We start from the raw sequence: 18,741 nt of genomic DNA, 5'->3' as shown, positions 1-18,741 counted from the left end.
GCATCGGCATGCGCGCCGCATCGTTCGCGACCACTACGCGATGAGAATCGCCGCGCCACCCCGCTCCGGCTTCCCCGGCCTGTCTCTCCGGCAGCTTGACCGCGCGGACCTCGACGCGTGGTACGCGTACCTGTCGAACCCCGACGTCGTCCGCCACACGAGCTGGAACCTGCATTCGCGCGACGATCTGCTGCCGCTGTTCGACGGCATCGAATCGGTCCAGCCGGATTCGATCCGCCGTCTCGCGATCGTCGACGACGCATCGGGTGCGCTCGCCGGGACGATCGGGCTGCATACTGTGTCCACCGCGAACCGGTCAGCCGAGATCGCATACGACCTCGCACCATCGCACTGGGGGCGCGGCATCGCGAGCGCGCTGTGCGCGAGCGTCACCGCGTGGGCGTTCGCCGAAGGCGAATTCGTGCGCATCCAGGGCATCGTGATGACCAGCAACGCCGGCTCCGCGCGCGTGCTGCAAAAATGCGGCTTCCGGTACGAAGGATTGCTGCGCGCATACCGGATGGTGCGCGGCGTGCCGGGTGATTTCGCGATGTACGCGCGCATCGCAACCGACTGACACGCTGGCCGGCTGACAAGCCGACACTCGACACGCGCCGCGCGTGCGCCGCCGTCGACGCGATTGGACGATCCGCGCCGAATTCGCGACAATCGCCGTTCCCCGCATCGACTTCCTCGCCATGAAAATCGCCGCGCTGTCCGACATCCACGGCAACCTCGCCGCGCTCGACGCGGTGCTCGACGACGTGCGCCGCCGCGGCGCCGACGTGATCGTCAACCTCGGCGACATCGTGTCGGGCGCGCTCCATCCGGCCGAAACGGCCGACCGCCTGATCGCGCTCGACCTGCCGACCATCAAGGGCAATCACGAACGGCAACTGCTGACCGGCGATCGCAAAGCGATGCGGCTGTCCGATCGCTGGGCACACGACACGCTGCGCGACGACCACCGCACGTGGATCGCCGCATTGCCCGAACGCCTGATGCTCGGCGACGACGTGCTGATGGTGCACGGCACGCCCGCCAGCGACCTCGTCTATTTCCTCGAAACGGTGACGCCCGACGGCTGCCGCGCGGCGACGCCCGATGAAATCGCGCAGCGCGCGGGCGACGAGCCGGCGTCGCTGATCCTGTGCGGCCACACGCATGTGCCGCGCATCGCGAAGCTCGACGACGGCCGGCTGATCGTCAACCCGGGCAGCGTCGGACTGCAGGCGTACACCGACGATCAACCGCATCCGCACCGGATCGAAACGGGTTCGCCGCATGCGCGCTATGCGATGGTGTCGCGCACGCCGGCCGGCTGGCACGCCGAGTTTCATGCGGTCGAATACGACTGGCATTCGGCGGCCGCCACCGCGGCATCGCGCGGCCGCGACGACTGGACCGTCGCGCTGCGCACCGGCCAGTGCTGACGCAGCATCGCGCCTCGCTCAACCCGCTTCGTTCAATGGAAAGCCGCCCCGTCATGCGCGTGTGACGCAGCCCGCGTCAACGCGCAGCCCGCGACACGCCTGACGGCGCCGCGCGCGCCATCGCGTCACTCGTCACTCGTCACGCGGCATTCACCAGCGTCAACCGCGCTTCGAGCCCGCCGCCATCCGCCCGGTTGCGCAACGTAAGCGTGCCGCCCATCGCGAGCGCAAGCTGCCGCGCAATCGCAAGGCCGAGCCCGGTGCCGCCCGTCTCGCGATTGCGCGACGTCTCCACGCGCCGGAACGGTTCGAACACCGCGTCGAGCTGATCGTCCGGAATGCCGGGCCCGCGATCGCGCACCGCAATGACCGCGCCGCCGCCCGGCGCCGCCTGCACGTCGATCTCGGCCGCGCCCGCGAACTTCAGCGCGTTGTCGACGAGGTTGCCGACGATCCGGCGCAGCGCCTTCGGCCGCGTGACGAGCGCGAGCGGCCCGCCGCCATGCAGCGCGACATCCTGCCCCGCATCCGTGTAATCGCACACGATGCTGTCGAGCAGCGCATCGAGATCGATGCGGCGCGCGGCCTCTTCCGTGCCGTGCAGCGTGCGCGCATACGCGACGCCCTCCTTCACCAGATGCTCCATCTCGAGCAGGTCCTGGCGCAGCTTCGCGCCCTGCACGTCGTCGTCCATCGTGTCGACCCGCAGACGCATCCGCGTGATCGGCGTTTGCAAGTCGTGCGAGATCGACGCGAGGATCTGCATGCGTTCGGCCATGTACTGCGCGATGCGGTCCTGCATCGCGTTGAACGCCCGCGCGGCGCGCGCGACTTCGGACGGCCCGTCCTCGTTCAGGCGCTCGCCCTTCAGATCGGGGCCGAGCGCGTCGGCGGCCTGCGCGAGCTGGTTCAGCGGCCGCGTCGCGAGCCGCACCGCGAGCCAGCAGCATGCGGCCAGCACCGCGAGCTGCAGCGCGAGCACGACCGGCAGCCAGCCCGACAGCGGCACCGTCGACATCGGATGGATATCGATCGTCAGCGGCGAGCCGTCGGTCAGGCGCAAATGCACCTGCAGATGCTCGCGATCGCCGGGAAGCGCGTTCGCGGTCAGCGGGTAGTCGCCGCCGATGCCGTCCGAGATCGACCGCTCGACACGCGCCGACAGCCGCGCCTCGGGCGGCGTGCCCGTCTCGCCGGGCCCGAGGATGAACGCGTAGCTGCGCCGTGCGAGGCGCGGCAGCCACGCGGCGCGCTGGTCGGGCGGCAGGTGGTCGAGCAGCGCGACCGAGCTCGCGACCTCGCGCTCGATGTAGCCCATCATCAGGTTGGTGGTCGCCTGGTCGCGCTCGGTCACGGTGAGCCAGAACGACAGCGTCTGCGCGAGCGCGAGGCCCACGCACAGGATCAGCGCGAGCCGCGCGAACAGCGACCGCGGCCAGTGCCACAGGGTGCGCGTGCTCATGCGTCGCCTTCGACCGCAGTCACCGCCGACGAGAACACGTAGCCCTCGTTGCGCAGCGTCTTGATGTAGCGCGGCTCGCGTGCGCCGTCGCGCAGCCGCTGCCGCAGGCGGCTCACGAGCAGGTCGATCGACCGGTCGAACGGATCGGACTGCCGTCCCTGCGTGAGGTTGAGCAGCTGGTCGCGTGTCAGCACGCGCTGCGGATTGTCGAGGAACACGCGCAGCAGCCGGTACTCGGCGCCGCTCAGCGCGACCAGCGTACCCTCGGCGTCGAGCAGGTGACGCCCCGTCGTGTCGAGCCGCCATTCGCCGAACGCGAGCATCGCGGCCGTCTCCGACACCTGCATGCCGGGCGGCAGCATGCGCGCGCGGCGCAGCACCGAGCGGATCCGCGCGAGCAGCTCGCGCACCGCGAACGGCTTCGCGAGATAGTCGTCGGCGCCCATCTCGAGGCCGATGATGCGGTCGGTTTCCTCGCCGCGCGCCGTCAGCATCAGCACCGGCACCGTGCGGAACTTGCCGGCGCGCAGATCGCGGCACAGCGTGAGGCCGTCCTCGCCGGGCAGCATCAGGTCGAGCACGATCAGGTCGGGCGCGCCGTCGTCGAGCACGTTGCGCATCTCGCGGCCGTTCGCGGCGAGCGACACGCGCATGCCGTTCTTCTCCAGATAGTCCGCGATCAGTTCGCGGATCGCGCGATCGTCGTCGACGATCAGTACGTGGTCGATCTTGTCCATGAGTCGGTGTCGTTGGCGTGATGTTCCGGCTGGCGATGTCCGCTTTTATACCGCACCGCGGGCACGCGTTTGTATCCCAATGTATCGCGCCGCCGTGACGACATACAACATTGCACACGCGCGGCTTGCCGGACACATCGCAGATACGTCGGCGCGGCCCAATGAGGGCTGTCGAAACCTGTCCGGCCGACGCACGCGCGCGGCGGCCGGCCGAACCGGAGAACCGCCATGCCGACCAGACTCAAGACCGCCGCCCTCGTGATCGCCCTCGCCGCCACGGCCGGCCTCGCCGCGTTCGCCGGCACCCGCGACGACGCGGGCATGACCGCCTCGCTGGCCGGCACGCCGGCACCCGACTTCACCGGCATCGAGCGCTGGCACAACAGCGCGCCGCTCAAGCTCGACCAGCTGCGCGGCAAGGTCGTGCTGGTCGATTTCTGGACGTACTCGTGCATCAACTGCATTCACACGATTCCGTACGTGAACGACTGGTACCGGAAGTATCGCGACCAGGGGCTCGTCGTGGTGGGCGTGCATACGCCCGAGTATCCGTTCGAACGCGATGCGAAGAACGTCGCCGATGCGGTCAAGCGCTTCGGCATCCAGTATCCGGTCGCGCAGGACAACCGCTACGACACGTGGCGCGCGTACGGCAACCAGTACTGGCCCGCGCTTTATCTGATCGACGCGAACGGGAAGGTCGTCTATACGCGGTATGGCGAGGGCGGGTATGACAAGACGGAAGCGGCGATTCGCGGGGCGCTGGCGCAGGCGGGAGAAGGCGGAAAACGGCCGCAATAGGTGGCAACGGTGGTCGTGCGGAAACCGCGTCGGAAACGGTGAACGCACCTCGGATTCATCACCCGCAGCGTGTGATTTCCTTCTCGGTGGTTGCTGATTCAGATTTGCCGTTTCAACGAACCCTGTCAATATCAAGATGAGCTGTCGCGCCACGCGGCTACGATTACGGCTTTCCGAGAGGGCCGATCAATGAAAAGAAGAATTGCAGTCGTTGGCGATGGTCTTTCAAGCGGCGGGACAGTTACCGCATACGACGGTCCGCCGTTCGTTGTACACGGCCATCAAGCCGCCCTGATTGAGGGTAGCGCATTCTGCACCGCATGCCAAAGCGTCGGCACCATCGCGAAAGCCGGGGGCCCATACCGAATCAAGTTCCGGGGGGAGGTCGCGCTGGATAATGATGTAGTCATTTGCGGCTGCGCAACTCCGCCGCGCATCGTTGCATTGCTTGCCGGCGAAGCCTGGTGCAACGATGGAATAAAGGGTCTCGGGGAAGTCGTTTCGAGCCGCACGCGAACAGGCAAGATCATATCTGTCAGGAAAGGCACTTTCGACGAGCTGGTTAGGGTGACCAACGAGGTAACAGAAGGGCTGCCCTACTATATCGAAACCTCTGACGGTCGAATGCATTTCGGGCGTCTTGATGCAAGCGGCAAACTACCTCGCATCCATACCGGCGACGAGGCAAGTGATTACACCGTCTACTGGGGCGATGACGCGCTCTCGAAGCAAAGTGGGGAATAGTTGATGCCACATACCGGCCCCACGAAAGTTCGCACTACCGACACCAAAGATTCAGAGAAAGAGGTGCCATTGGCAGGCGTCACCTTCCAAGAGCTTTGGGACAACTACCCGTCCGGCAATCCGTTCGACAACCCGGCGTATACCAATCAATGCGCCATTCGCGTCAGCGTCACTCTGCACCGCGTCGGTGTCGGAATGAAATCGTTCAATGCAAAGAACGTCAGACCGATGTCGGGCGCAAAGACGATCGGCCGTATCCTGCTTGACGGGAAACCCACGGCGACGCGCGCTGATGAGCTGGGCGCATGGTTGCAGCTACAGCCGTTCGCAGGTCTTCCCAAAGCTGAAAACATTACCGGGGAGGATTGGGAGGCGAAGGTCAAAGGCCGCACCGGTATCATCCAGTTCTCAAGGTACTGGACGCGCAGCGGCGAATCGACCGAGAACGCGAGTGGCGGCCACATTGATCTGTGGAACGGATCTCGCTTGACGGTCAGCGGATTTTGGAGCGGGTTCGCGACATGGGGGCGTTACTTTGGCGCCAGGTCTGTTCGTCAAGGCGCGACCATACTCGGCGACGCATCGTATTCTGACCTTGGCGGCTCGAAGCAAATCCTATTTTGGGAAATCAAGTGAAACGGCTTGCGATATCGCTCTGCGGCTTTTTGTTCGGTCTGCTGGTCGCATGGGTATTTGTCTATGCGCTCAGCCGCGTTCCCTTGGTCAAACCTAACCATATCGCCACAGGCTGCCATGAACTGGACAAATGCCCGACGCCGTGGTGGATTGCACCAATATTGATTTCGTATTTTTTTGGTCCCGCGATCGCTTTCGGCACGCTCAACGCCATTGCCTGGAAGCGTTGGCCCACTAGAACATGGGCACTATGGAGTGCCGCGATTCTCTTCGTGACCGCCGCCCTATACATTGTCGATTACGTCATGAAATGAATCGCCTGACCTGTACGACACGTGCCGCCTTCCTTCACCGGCATGTGTATTGGCCCTACAAGGTTCGGACGCGTCGAGGAAAACCCGTCCGCGCATAAGCGACACTTGCGCGGTGTTGTGGTCCAGGCGAGGAGCCCCTCACCTCGCGACCGCAAGACTATTCATTCTTGCGGTCCGCCTCCGCCAGCATCGCCTCCCCGATCGCGAGACTCCCGTCCGCGATCAGCGCGTCGCCCGCACCGCGAATATCGTCGACCGCCTTGTTCTGCCCGAGCTTGCGCTTGCCGACGAGCCGCGTGATCTCGATCTGCAGCCCGACGATCGACTGCAGCATCGTGTCGAGATATTCCTTCGGCGCGTCGGCCATCTTCCACGGCGCCGGCTGCGATGCCTCGTGCGTACGCGTCAGCCGCGCGACCACGCCGCGCACGAACTTCTCGTCGTCGCGCACGGTGATGCGGCCGTGCGCATGCACGACCACGTAGTTCCACGTCGGCACCTGCCGATGCGCGACGTGCTTGCTCGGGTACCAGTTCGGGGAGATGTACGCGTCGCCGGCGCGGAAGATCACGAGCACTTCGTCGCCGTCCGCGACCGCCTGCCAGACCGGATTCGCGCGCGCGACGTGCGCATGCAGCTCGCCGAGGCCGCCGTCGCCCGGCAGCAGTTCGAACGGGAGGTGATTCGCGTCGAGCCCGCCCTTCCCGTGCGTGACCAGGGTGCCGAACGGATGCTGGACGATCAGTTCGCGCAGCACGTCGGGACGGGATTCGGCGAAATCGGCGGGGACATACATGGCGGCTCCACGGTCGGACAGGGTTCGGAAGGAGCGGGCCGGAAACCGGCCCGCCATGTGCAGATTGTGATCGCTAACTGGTTTATGCTGTAGAGCCGGTTTCGAACAATTTCAGCAGACCAGAATCATGGCCAGAACCGCACGGATCGTCGAAATCCCGTCGCTCGGCGCGCTCGACCGCGCAGCCGGCGACCTGAGCCGCCAGCTCGCGCAGGCGTTGCGCGACGCGGTGCGCCACGGCGACGTGCGGCCCGGCGACACGCTGCCGTCCACGCGGCTGCTCGCGGCATCGCTCCAGGTCGCGCGCGGCACCGTCGTCGACGCGTATGCGCAGCTCGTCGCCGAAGGCTTCCTTGAGTCGCGCGGCGGCGCCGGCACGCGGGTCGCGAACGCGCTGGCCGAGCCGTCGCCGCAGGCTGGCGAACCATCCGCCGCCCGCCAGCGCGCCGCACACGCCGGCCTCCCCGAACCGGCCGCGACGTTCGCGCGGATCGCCCGCGAATTCCGTCCGCTGCCGGCCGCACCGTTCGCGATCTCGGTGCCGGTCGGGCTCACCGCGCCCGACGACATCTGGCGCCGGCTCGGCAACCGTCTGCGCGCCCGCGGCGCCGGCGCGCCGTCCGGTTATGCGGATCCGCAAGGCGCGTTGCCGCTGCGCGAAGCGATCGCCGATTACGTGCGCCGCTCGCGCTCGGTGCGCTGCAGCGCCGATCAGGTCGTCATCACGAGCGGCACGCAACAGGGACTGCACCTCGCGAGCCAGGTACTGCTCGGCCCGAACGATCGCGCGTGGGTCGAGAATCCCGCCTATCGCGGCATCACCGCGCTGCTCGAGAGCACCGGGCGGCGCGACGCGATGGTCCGCGTGCCGGTCGACGCGGACGGCATCGACGTCGAGGCCGGCATCCGTCTCGCGCCGGACGCACGCGCGGCGTTCGTCACGCCGTCGCACCAGTACCCGCTCGGGATGCCGATGAGCATGGCGCGGCGCAACGCGCTGCTCGGCTGGGCACGCACGCATCGCGCGTGGGTGGTCGAGGACGATTACGACAGCGAGCTGCGCTACGAAGGCTATCCGTTTCCGTCGCTGCAAGGGCTCGATCCCGACCGCGTCGTCTATCTCGGCACGTTCAGCAAGATCCTGTTCCCGTCGCTGCGGCTCGGCTACGTGATCGCGCCCGACGACCTCGTGCCCGCGTTCTGCGGCGCGCGCGTGCTGATGGATCGTCACGCGCCGACCGCCGATCAGCACGTGCTCGCCGCCTTCATCGCGGAAGGCCATCTCGACCGCCACATTCGCCGCGTACGCGGCGTCTACGCGGAACAGCGCGCGCTGCTGATCGACACGCTCGGCGCGCGGCTGCCGCGCGAGCGCGCGTGGGTGCAGCCAGGCGATCAGGGGATGCACGTCGTGCTGTGGCTCGCGGCAGGGATCGACGATCTCGACGTGGTGGCGCGCGCCGCACAGGCGGGCGTGGCCGTGCGCGCGGTGTCGCCGATGTTCGCGCCGGGCACCGCGCGTCCGGGCCTCGTGCTCGGCTTCGGCGGGTTCGATCGCGCAAGAATGGAAGCGGCCGCGCAGCGGCTCGCGGATGTGGTGGGCGAAGCGGCCGGCGCCGATTCATCGGAAGAATCGCGGCGGCGCATACGATTAAAGGTTGTCCGCGGGCAACAAACGTAATCGTCTGTAACTCCTGCAAGAAAACGGGCGTTTTGGCCACAGGCAGCGCCGCGCGGTTTGCTAGGATCGCGCCTTTTCCGATCGCGCTCCTGCCGCCGTGAATCGCTTCGTGCCGTTTCTTCGAGATCTGTGGCTTCGCTGCCGTACCGGCGCCCGCGCGCTGGGCGCCGGCGCGTGGCATCGTCTGCGCCATCCGACCCGCCGCGGCGTCGCGCTGACGCTCGCCGCGATACCGCTGCTCGGCCTGCTGGTCCTGCTCGCGTTCATCCCGTTCACGCCGAGCATCGGCGACATCCGCAAGGCGCGCATCGACCGTCCCGCGCGCGTGCTGTCGGCCGACGGCCAGCTGATCGCCGAATTCCGGCCCGTCAACCGCGAATGGGTGCCGCTCAAGCAGATCTCGCCGCACATGGTCGACGCGCTGATCGCGACCGAGGACCATCGCTTCTACACGCACCACGGCATCGACTTGCGCCGCACGCTCGCGGCCGGGCTGCATACGTTCTCGGGCAGCCGCCAGGGTGGCTCGACGATCACCCAGCAGCTCGCGCGCAACCTGTATCCGGACGAAGTCGGCCGCGCGCCGACGCTCACGCGCAAGGTGAAGGAACTGATCACCGCGTTCAAGATCGAGACGGTGTACAGCAAGAACGAGATCCTCGAGACCTACCTGAACACGGTGCCGTTCCTGTACAACGCGTACGGCGTCGAGATGGCCGCGCGGACCTATTTCGGCAAATCGGCGGACCAGCTCGACATCGTCGAAAGTGCGACGCTCGTCGGGATGCTGAAGGGCAACAGCTACTACAACCCGGTGCTGAATCCGGAGCGCGCGGTCCAGCGCCGCAACATCGTGCTCGAGCGGATGGCCGCGATGGGCATGCTGTCGCCGCGGCAGCTCGCGCAATTGCAGCGCCGGCCGCTGCGTGTCGACTTCGAGCCGCAGACCGCGCAGCCGGGCCCTGCCCCGCACTTCGCTGTGCAGTTGCGCAAGTGGCTGATCGCCTGGGCCGACCGCAACAACTACGATCTCTACTCGGACGGCCTCGTCGTGCGCACGACGCTCGATGCGCAGCTGCAGGACATGGCGACGCAAGCGCTGACGCAGCAAACCGATCGCCTGCAGGCGATCGCCGACAGCGCGTGGCACAACCCGTCCGGCTGCGGGCTGCGCAACGACCTGTTCCGCGGCTTCATCCGGCAGACGCCCGACTATCGCGCTGCGCGCGACGCGGGACTCGCCGATATGGCGGCGCTGAAGCAGCTCGGCGCGAATCACGCGTTCGTGCGCGCGTTGTGCGAGCGCAAGACGCAGGTGCAGGCCGGCTTCGTCGCGATCGATCCGCGCAACGGCGCGATCCGCGCGTGGGTCGGCAGCCCCGATTTCGGCAGCGAGCCGTTCGATCACGTCGTGCAGGCGCGGCGCCAGCCGGGCTCGACGTTCAAGCCGTTCGTCTATGGCGCCGCGTTCGCGGACGGCATGCGGCCAGGCGATACGTTCGTCGATCGTCCTGTCGCAATCCCGATCGGCGCGCATGCGGTCTGGCACCCGACGGACGAGGAGCCGCCGACCGGCGAGCCGATGACGCTGCGCGACGCGCTCGCGCTGTCACGCAACCGCATCACCGCACAGGTGATGCAGCGCGAAGGCGCGGCCAGGGTCGCGCAGCTCGCACGCGCGATGGGCGTGCGCGAAAGTCCGCTCGACGCGGTGCCGTCGCTCGCGCTCGGTACGAGCCCCGTCACGCTGAAGGAAATGGTGTCCGCGTACGGGACGATCGCCAACCGCGGCGTGTACGTCGCGCCGCAGATGATCACGCGCATCGAGGACCGCGACGGCAAGGTGCTCGCCGCATTCGGCAGCGCGCCGCCCGAGCGCGCGTTGCCGGTGAACGCGGCACAGACGCTGGTCGACGTGATGCGCGGCGTCGTCGATTACGGGACCGGGGCCGACATCCGCTCGCGCTACGGGATTCGCATCGACGTCGCGGGCAAGACCGGCACGACGCAGGACAACACGGACGGCTGGTTCATCCTGATGCATCCGCAACTGGTGGCCGGCGCGTGGGTCGGCTTCGACGACGGCAACGTGACGCTGCGCAGCGATTACTGGGGTGCGGGCGCGCACAGCGCGCTGCCGATCGTCGGCTCGTTCTACGATGCGGCGCTGCGAGCGCGTGCGATCGACCCGCAAGTGCAGTTCTCGCCCGACTTCCGGCCGCGCAGTGCACCGGTGCCGGCACCGCGGCGGCGTCCGCACCCCGGCCTGTTCGACTGGCTGAAGATTTTCCGCTGACCGCCGCACGGCAACGACGCTTCGTTCACCTGGACGAAGCGATCCCGGCACGCATCGATAGAACGGATTCGCTCTCATCCGTGTATCTCCCACGCCGGCGGGCCGGCTGCCGTCAGTCCGCCGTATCGCCGCTCTTCGGCAGCTTCGACCATGCGTTGCGCCCCGGCGCCGGCGACCATGCCGGACGTGTCTTGCGCGCGCTGTCGATCACGACCAGGTAGCGGCCGGCGATCGGCGTGATGTCGCGATCATGGCGCAGCACCCACAACGACTTGCCGGCCTCGACGCGCGCCTGGTAGTCGTCGTCGAGAATGCCGTGCCGGTCCAGGAACGTGTTCAGCGAAGCCGGGATGCGCACGCAGCCTTTCGAGTGCCGGATGCCGAGCAGCGGCTCGAGGCGATCGGGGTCGGTCGCGTGCATCTGGAAGCGCATCGGCGACTTGCCGCCCTTGCCCCAGCCGCGCTCGCCGTCCACCCAGCCGAAATCGTAGATGCGCATGTCGCGCTTGCCGTAGCCGCGAATGCCGTTGTCGTTCGTCGTGCCTTCCGCGCGGAAATCCATGTTGTCGGGTGAGTGGTGGAACACGCCGAGCGGCGTCAGGAAGTGATCGTATTTGCCGGGCCAGCCGGTGCCGACCGGCGACGCGCCGATCAGCAGCCACGCATTGTTCGGCGTCGCGCGGAAGTAGATGAACAGCGCCTGCACGTTCGGCGCGCGGTCGACCATCGCGACGTATTCGCCGGCCAGGTCGCCGAGACTCTCATCGGCGAGCGCCTTCTGCAGGCGGTCGCCGTACCCGCGCTGCTCGCTCGCCGGCACGTTCAGACGTCGCGTGACTTCCTGCGTGAAGCGCTTGCGCATGTCGATCGCACGCGCGGTTGCATTCTTCGCCTCTCCGGCCGACAGCGGCGGATGCTGGCGCGGGGGCGTCGGTGCGGGGGCCTCGGCTTCGCTCGCCGGCGTGCCGGACGCCGCCGATGCAGGCGATGCCGTGGAAGCCGCGGAAGCCGGCGATGCCCCCGATGCCCCGATGGCGGGTGGCGCATGATGCACGGGGGATGCCGCGGATGCCGGCGCTACGCCGGACGACACATGAGCTGGCGAAGCCGGATGCGCGGCCGAAGCCGTTGATGAGGATGACGTAGCAGCGGCCGACGGCACGTCGGACGCGGCAAAGGCCGGCCGCGCGACAAGAACGGAGATCGGGAGAGCGGCCGCGAGCCACACATACGTGGCGACTGCGAAGGTACGGCAACGCGGGTTCGGCAACCGCCGCGTCAGGTCGGAAAGCATCATGCGATCGAAGCCGTCGGCCGATCCGGCCGCCGCACGTTGCGAACGGCGCGTCTTCCGCACGAGCCATCGACACGCCGGCGGCATCGCTTGCACCCGGCGCCGACGCCTCTTCGCGGTGGAGCCGTTCGCGAGTGCGACGCGTTCGGTCAGATGGCGGCTAATGTGTCGTCAAGTCTTTTATTTTACCCGCGCGGACAACGATCGGCAGGGCCGGACCTCCGGTCTTGCAGCGCTTTTTCGCTTCGTCACGCTTTGTTTCAACTCGTTGCCGCCAGCTTTGACGCCGCATGGCAGGTTGCTTCGTCGGGCGTTTTCGGCAACATGAAACCGCGGGAATTCACCCGCGTGCCGCACGCGACACGCGAGTGCGCAACCATCGTCTACTTCGAGATGGTTTCGAGCGCGATGCCTTTGGTGCGCGGCCCCATGAACCCGATCGCGGCCATCACGATCACCATCGCGCCGGCGATGAACGCGAACACGCCGAACGTGCCGAAGCCTTTCAGCACGGCCGCGATCACGAACGACGAGAAGATCGCCGAGAAGCGGCTCCACGAGTAGACGAAGCCCACCGCGCGCGCGCGGATCGACGTCGGGAACAGCTCGGCCTGATACGCGTGGAAGCTGTACGACATGATGTTGCTCGCGAGCGTGAGGCCGATGCCGAGCACGATCAGGAACGCGCCCACCGTCGTCTGGCTGAACAGCAGCCCGCAGACGACGATCGCCGCCGCCATCGAGACGATCACCGACTTGCGCTCGAAGCGATCGGCGATCACGAGGCCGATCAGCGGGCCGAGCGGCGCCGCGAGCGCGATCACGCTCGAATACATGAGGCTCGACGTGATCGTGATGCCCTGCTTGATCAGCAGTGTCGGCACCCAGTTCGCGAAGCCGTAGAAGCCGACCGTCTGGAACACGTTGAAGATCGTCATCATGATCGTGCGGCTGCGATACGGCGGCACCCACATGTCGCGGAAGCTGCCGCGCGGCGGCACCGGCTCGGCCGGCGCGGGTGGCGGCAGCGGCCGGCCGTATTCGGCTTCGACCTTCGCCTCGAGCGCGCGCATGATGCGGTCGGCTTCGTCGACGCGGCCCTGCTGCGCGAGCCAGCGCGGGCTTTCCGGTAACGCGCGGCGAATCCACCACACGAACAGCGCGCCGTGCGCGCCGATCAGCACGACCCAGCGCCAGCCGTCGAGGCCGAGCGGTGCGTGCGGCACGAGCAGGTACGCGAGGAACGCGACCACCGGCACCGCGACGAACCCGACCGCCTGCTCGCACGCGAACGCACGGCCGCGGATCTGCTTCGGCACGAGTTCGGAGATATACGTGCCGATCGTCACCATCTCGACGCCGAGGCCGAGACCGACGACGAAGCGCCAGAAGTTCAATCCGCCTGCCGTGTCCTGGAACGCCATCACGACGTTGGCAGCCGAGTACCACAGCAACGACCAGGTGAAGATCGCGCGGCGGCCGAAGCGGTCCGCGAGGAAGCCGCATGCGATGGTGCCGATGAAGAGGCCGGAGAACAGCGCCGCGATGAAGCTCGCGACGCCCGTGGTGCCGAACAGGCCGTGAGTCGTCGCGGACAGGATCCCGCTTTTCACGAGGCCCGGCGCGACGTAGCCGCTGTACAGCAGATCGTAGAGTTCGAAGAAGAAGCCGAGGCTCAGCAGCACGACGAGCTTCCAGACGCTGCGGGTCGGCGGCAGGCGATCGAGGCGGGCTGAAATCGAGCCGGCGTCGATGGAAGAGGACGAGGTTACCTGTGGAAAGCTGTCCGTTGAGACCATCTTGGTCGTGTCTCCTGATCGTGTCGTGTGTTGTTGTCCGGCGGCCAGCGGCCGCCGTCGGGCGTTTCGCTGCATTGTACCGGCACGCCGCGCCGGCCGCGTCGCGTGGCGAACCGGTTCGGACACCCCATTTTCAGGCCCGGTAATGTGTAAATTGCGTAACCGTCTGTCGGATCTGTAAGGTTTGCCGGCATCGCGAGAAACCGCTGTCCGACTGCGACCGGAACCGGCACGGCCCCGTCGGCAAGGGCACACAGGACCATAGCAAGCCCGCGCGGGCGACCCTGTGCGCGACCGGTCAGGTGCGCAATCGACGTCACTGCGGTCGCCATGCCCCGGTAACATGCTACCGGGCCAACGCCCGGCTTCCGGGCGCCTTTCGTCGCCCGGCATTGTCGGCAAAACGTAAGCATTCCATGTCCATACAACGACTATCCACGTACGTACGCCGGATCGCGCTGTTCGCACTGCTGCAGTTCGCGGCGCTCGCGACCGCTTCGGCGTTTCCGGCTGCCGCATCCGCGCCGACTGCGAGCGGCGTCGGCGTCCCGGTGCCGACCATTTCGCTGAGCGACGCGGTTGCGCGGCTCAAACAGACACAGGTTCAACAGGACCGCATCAAGCAGCAGACGTCGAACGCGACCAACAGCAAGGAACTCGACGAACTCGGCGACGCGACCCAGGAATTGAGCGCCGACGTCGAAAAGCTGCATGGCCAGCTCGCACCGCAGCGCACGCAAGTCCAGGCGCAGCTCGACGTGCTCGGCCCGCCGCCGGCCCCGGGCGCGTCCCCCGAAACGCCCGCGGTCGCGCAACAGCGGGCGACGCTGAACGCGCGCAAGACGCAAATCGAAGCGGCGCTGAAGCAGGCGGCCGACCAGAAGGCGAATCTCGCGAACCTGAACGACCAGTTCGCGAAGCTGCACCGCAGTCTGCTGAAGAACCAGCTCGCGTTCCGTTCGGGCAGCATCTTCGCCGCGCAGTTCTGGCTGCCGCTGTTCCATCTGTCGCCGGACGACGTTCAGCGGCTCGAAGACTTCAACGACGAACTGCGCGACATGCTGCGCTCGTCGTGGACGCCGGGACAGCGCGCAGTCACCACGCTGCTGCTGATCGCGGCGGTCGCTGCGTGGCTCGGCGGCCGCCGCGTCGTCGAACGAGGGCTCGCGTGGTTCTGCCTGAACCGTCTGCCGCCCACCCGGCTGCGGCGCAGCGCGCTGGCGCTGGCGACGGCGTTCTCGACGCTGCTCGCGACCGCGGTCGCCGTCCAGATCCTCTATCTCGCACTCGCCCGCCACTACGAGCTCACGCCGTCGATGAGCGATCTGTGGGACCAGTTCGCGAAGCTCGCCGTGACCTGCGCGCTGATCGCCGGCCTCGGCCGTGCGCTGCTCTGCACGAAGCATCCGTCGTGGCGGCTGCCGGCGCTCGCCGATCCCGTCGCGCTCGCGATGCGGCCGTTCCCCGGCGTGCTGGCCGCGCTGCTGCTGATGTCCGGCACGCTCGAATCGATCAACCGGATCGTCGATACCAGCCTGTCGGTCACGCTGTTCGGCCGCGGCATCGTCTCGCTGGTCGTCACGCTGACCGTCGGTGCATCGCTGCTGCGCGCGAACCGCGAGCGCGCCGCGCTCGCGGCCGCCGGCGAATCGCCCGAGCAACGCTCGACGCTCGCGGGGCTGATCCACGCCGGCGTCACGCTGGCGATCGTCGTGTCGCTGGTCGCGCTGCTGATCGGCTACATCACGGTCGCGCGCTTCATCACGTACGAGCTCGTATGGTTCGAGATCGTGCTGTGCGGCGTCTACATCCTGACCCAACTGACGCGCGACGCGAGCGAAAGCCTGTTCTCCGCGAACCTGTCGACCGGCAAGCAGATCAAGCATCTGTTCGCGCTCGACGACCGGCATCTCGAGCAGGCCCACACCGTCGTGTCCGGCCTCGGCACGAGCCTGCTGATGCTGGTCGCGGCGATCGCGCTGCTGACGGGCGGTTTCGGCACGACGCCGAGCGACCTGCTCGACAGCGCGGTCGCGATGATCGGCGGCCAGCGGCTGCAGAGCCTGAACATCATGCCCGACCGGATCCTGAACGCGGGAATCGGGTTGACGATCGGCTTCTACCTGCTGCGCTCGGTGCGCCGCTGGCTCGACAGCGAGTTCATGCCGGCGCTCGGCATGGACACGGGGATGCGCGTGTCGCTGATCACGCTGTTCACCAACGTCGGCTACGTGCTGCTCGTGCTGATGACGCTGGGGCTGCTCGGCGTCAGATGGAGCAACCTTGCGTGGATCGTCAGTGCGCTGTCGGTCGGTATCGGTTTCGGCCTGCAGGAGATCGTGAAGAACTTCGTGTCGGGGCTGATCCTGCTGACAGAACGGCCGGTGAAGGTGGGCGACATGGTCAGCATCGCGGGCGTCGAAGGCGACATCCGCCGCATCAACGTGCGCGCGACCGAGATCCAGCTCAGCGACCGCTCGACCGTGATCGTGCCGAACTCGCAGCTGATCTCGCAGAACGTGCGCAACGTGACGATGGGCAACAGCACGCAGGGTGTCGCGACGCTGATGCTGACGTTCCCGCTGAACACCGACCCCGAGCAGGTGCGCGACCTGCTGCTCGATGCGTATTGCGAGCACCCGGCGATTCTCGACAAGCCGGCGCCGTCGGTCACGTTCAGCCAGCTGGCGCCGGACGGGATCACGCTGAGCGTCACGGGCTACGTGGCGAGCCCGCGAATCGCGAGCTCGACGAAGAGCGACCTGCTGTTCGAGATCCTGAAGCAGTTGCGGGCGGCAAAGATCACACTGTCGACGCCGCAGATGCTGGTCGTGCAGAACATGCCGGCGAGCGACGGGTCGGCGCGACATGAACCTTAAGTGAGTCATTGAGCGGGCGTGCGCTCCGATCGAGCATCGCAGCGCACGCATCGCCGGAAACGACAAGGGCCGGTTACCGCATTCGCGGCAACCAGCCCTTTTTCATTCGACCGTCAAGGCGCCCTCCCGGGCGCCCCGCATCACACGTCGAACTTCACCCCCTGCGCCAGCGGCAGCTGACGGCTGTAGTTGATCGTGTTCGTCGCACGGCGCATATACGCCTTCCACGCATCCGAACCCGACTCACGGCCGCCGCCCGTTTCCTTCTCGCCGCCGAACGCGCCGCCGATTTCCGCACCGCTCGTGCCGATGTTCACGTTGACGATCCCGCAATCGCTGCCCGCCGCCGACATGAACTGCTCGGCCTCGCGCATGTCGTTCGTGAAGATCGCCGACGACAGGCCCTGCGGCACTGCGTTGTGCACGTCGATCGCGTCTTCGAAGTTGTCGTACACCATCACGTAGAGAATCGGTGCGAACGTCTCGCGCTCGACCACCGCCGATTGCTTCGGCATCCGCACGATCGCCGGACGCACGTAGTACGCATCCGCGTGGCCGACGTCGATGCGCTCGCCGCCCTTCACTTCGCCGCCCTGCTCGCGCGCATCGGCCAGCGCCTTCTGCATCGCGTCGAACGACGCACGGTCGACCAGCGGACCGACGAGCGTGCCTTCCTCGAGCGGGCTGCCGACCTTCACCGACGCATAGGCCTTCTCGATGCGCGGCAGCAGCTGATCGACGAGGCTGCGATGCACGATCAGGCGACGCAGCGTCGTGCAGCGCTGGCCGGCCGTGCCAACCGCCGCGAACGTGACGGCGCGCACCACGAGGTCGAGGTCGGCGCTCGGCGCGACGATCATCCCGTTGTTGCCGCCGAGCTCGAGGATGCCGCGTGCGAGACGCTGGCTCAGCACCTTCGCGACTTCCTGGCCCATCCGCACACTGCCCGTCGCGCTGACGACCGGCACCTTCTTCGACGACGTCAGCACCTCGCCGACATCGCGCATGCCGAGCACCAGCTGGCTCAGGCCCTTCGGCGCGACGCCCGGATGGGTCTTCTCGAATTCGCGGATCGCCTTCTCGAGCAGCACGTGGCACGCAATCGCGGTGAGCGGCGTCTTCTCCGACGGCTTCCACACGACCGAATCGCCGCACACGAACGCGAGCGCCGCATTCCAGGCCCACACCGCGACCGGGAAGTTGAACGCCGAGATCACGCCGCACACGCCGATCGGGTGCCACGTCTCCATCATCCGGTGGCCCGGGCGCTCGGACGCGATCGTCAGGCCGTAGAGCTGGCGCGACAGGCCGACCGCGAAGTCGCAGATGTCGATCATTTCCTGCACTTCGCCGAGCCCTTCCGACGTGATCTTGCCGGCTTCGAGCGTGACGAGGCGGCCGAGCTCGGCCTTGTGCTCGCGCAGCACGTTGCCGAACACGCGCACGAGTTCGCCGCGCACCGGTGCCGGCACCGTGCGCCACTTGAGGAATGCGTCGTGCGCGGCGTCGATCTTGCGCTCCGCGTCGGCAGGCGAGTCGACCGCCAGCGTCGCGAGCGTCGCGCCGTCGAGCGGCGAACGCGCGGTCAGCGCATTGCCTTTCCACTGGGCGAGATCGATGTCGAGCGCAGCAAGAATGTCGTTGAATTGCATCACTTCCTCTTCAGGGACAGATTGATCGGTGCGGCGGCGACGCCGCCCGCGTGATTCGATTGGAGCGCGTTCGCGCGCCCTGTGCAAGCGGATGCGCAACTCGGCAGGCCCGATGCGCCGCACGGCGCATCGCGCGGCGCCGCCGCCGGAAACCCGGCCGGACGGCGCGCCCCCGCCTCGCGAGGCACGATCCATGAGACACATTGTCGGTGGCCAC

15 protein-coding genes are annotated in these 18,741 nt (G+C 67.3%); 9 read left to right on the top strand and 6 right to left on the bottom strand.

Features of this window, described 5'->3' with window-relative positions; all coding sequences use genetic code 11:
- Nucleotides 1-40: 40 nt before the first annotated feature.
- Together DIE23_RS25770 and DIE23_RS25765 are read left to right on the top strand one after the other, a co-directional pair.
- Complete coding sequence (locus DIE23_RS25770) at nt 41-577, top strand: GNAT family N-acetyltransferase (protein ID WP_124614696.1); 537 nt, start codon at nt 41-43, stop codon at nt 575-577.
- Between the two features lie 121 nt (nt 578-698).
- Nucleotides 699-1,433, top strand: coding sequence for a metallophosphoesterase (locus tag DIE23_RS25765; RefSeq protein ID WP_124614695.1), 735 nt, complete (start codon nt 699-701; stop codon nt 1,431-1,433).
- Nucleotides 1,434-1,572: 139 nt separating this feature from the next.
- Here DIE23_RS25765 and DIE23_RS25760 read toward each other — a convergent pair whose 3' ends face one another.
- A complete protein-coding gene (locus tag DIE23_RS25760) occupies nt 1,573-2,895 on the bottom strand; it encodes an ATP-binding protein (protein ID WP_124614694.1) in 1,323 nt (440 codons plus the stop codon).
- Nucleotides 2,892-3,632: a response regulator gene (locus DIE23_RS25755; protein ID WP_124614693.1), complete on the bottom strand. Its 741-nt coding sequence runs from the start codon at nt 3,630-3,632 to the stop codon at nt 2,892-2,894. The genes DIE23_RS25760 and DIE23_RS25755 overlap by 4 nt, the downstream gene beginning before the upstream one ends.
- A 228-nt stretch (nt 3,633-3,860) precedes the next feature.
- Here DIE23_RS25755 and DIE23_RS25745 point away from each other — a divergent pair, with 228 nt between their 5' ends.
- The 4 genes from DIE23_RS25745 to DIE23_RS25730 all read left to right on the top strand — a co-directional run bounded on the left by DIE23_RS25745 (nt 3,861) and on the right by DIE23_RS25730 (nt 6,127).
- Nucleotides 3,861-4,433, top strand: coding sequence for a thioredoxin family protein (locus DIE23_RS25745; protein ID WP_124614691.1), 573 nt, complete (start codon nt 3,861-3,863; stop codon nt 4,431-4,433).
- 189 nt (nt 4,434-4,622) lie between these two features.
- Entirely contained in the window at nt 4,623-5,177 is a 555-nt protein-coding gene (locus DIE23_RS25740) for a PAAR domain-containing protein (protein WP_124614690.1), read from the top strand.
- A 3-nt stretch (nt 5,178-5,180) separates the two neighbouring features.
- A complete protein-coding gene (locus DIE23_RS25735) occupies nt 5,181-5,813 on the top strand; it encodes a type VI secretion system amidase effector protein Tae4 (RefSeq protein WP_124614689.1) in 633 nt (210 codons plus the stop codon).
- On the top strand, nt 5,810-6,127 hold the full coding sequence (locus DIE23_RS25730) for a hypothetical protein (protein WP_124614688.1): 318 nt from the start codon (nt 5,810-5,812) through the stop codon (nt 6,125-6,127). Before DIE23_RS25735 ends, DIE23_RS25730 begins: the two co-directional genes overlap by 4 nt.
- 157 nt (nt 6,128-6,284) lie before the next feature.
- Here the strand turns inward: DIE23_RS25730 and DIE23_RS25725 are convergent, their stop codons facing one another.
- On the bottom strand, nt 6,285-6,923 hold the full coding sequence (locus tag DIE23_RS25725) for an FMN-binding negative transcriptional regulator (RefSeq protein WP_124614687.1): 639 nt from the start codon (nt 6,921-6,923) through the stop codon (nt 6,285-6,287).
- A 127-nt stretch (nt 6,924-7,050) separates the two neighbouring features.
- Between DIE23_RS25725 and DIE23_RS25720 the strand changes: the two genes are divergently transcribed.
- Both DIE23_RS25720 and DIE23_RS25715 read left to right on the top strand, forming a co-directional pair.
- Entirely contained in the window at nt 7,051-8,604 is a 1,554-nt protein-coding gene (locus DIE23_RS25720; RefSeq protein WP_124614686.1) for a PLP-dependent aminotransferase family protein, read from the top strand.
- A gap of 97 nt (nt 8,605-8,701) precedes the next feature.
- Nucleotides 8,702-10,900, top strand: a complete 2,199-nt coding sequence (locus DIE23_RS25715; protein WP_124614685.1) for a penicillin-binding protein 1A — start codon at nt 8,702-8,704, stop codon at nt 10,898-10,900.
- A 112-nt stretch (nt 10,901-11,012) separates the two neighbouring features.
- Here DIE23_RS25715 and DIE23_RS25710 read toward each other — a convergent pair whose 3' ends face one another.
- Both DIE23_RS25710 and DIE23_RS25705 read right to left on the bottom strand, forming a co-directional pair.
- A complete protein-coding gene (locus DIE23_RS25710; protein WP_124614732.1) occupies nt 11,013-12,281 on the bottom strand; it encodes a hypothetical protein in 1,269 nt (422 codons plus the stop codon).
- Nucleotides 12,282-12,577: 296 nt separating this feature from the next.
- The gene (locus tag DIE23_RS25705) at nt 12,578-13,993 is read right to left on the bottom strand and encodes an MFS transporter (protein WP_124614684.1); all 1,416 of its coding nucleotides are present in this window, start codon (nt 13,991-13,993) and stop codon (nt 12,578-12,580) included.
- Nucleotides 13,994-14,409: 416 nt separating this feature from the next.
- Here DIE23_RS25705 and DIE23_RS25695 point away from each other — a divergent pair, with 416 nt between their 5' ends.
- Nucleotides 14,410-16,872: a DUF3772 domain-containing protein gene (locus DIE23_RS25695; protein WP_124614682.1), complete on the top strand. Its 2,463-nt coding sequence runs from the start codon at nt 14,410-14,412 to the stop codon at nt 16,870-16,872.
- Nucleotides 16,873-17,012: 140 nt separating this feature from the next.
- Here the strand turns inward: DIE23_RS25695 and DIE23_RS25690 are convergent, their stop codons facing one another.
- The gene (locus tag DIE23_RS25690; RefSeq protein WP_124614681.1) at nt 17,013-18,524 is read right to left on the bottom strand and encodes an aldehyde dehydrogenase family protein; all 1,512 of its coding nucleotides are present in this window, start codon (nt 18,522-18,524) and stop codon (nt 17,013-17,015) included.
- Between the last annotated feature and the right edge of the window lie 217 nt (nt 18,525-18,741).

The organism is Burkholderia sp. Bp9143 (assembly GCF_003853645.1).
Lineage (GTDB): Bacteria > Pseudomonadota > Gammaproteobacteria > Burkholderiales > Burkholderiaceae > Burkholderia.
Note: the sequence above shows the minus strand (reverse complement) of the source record. Positions and strands in the feature narration are given on the sequence as shown.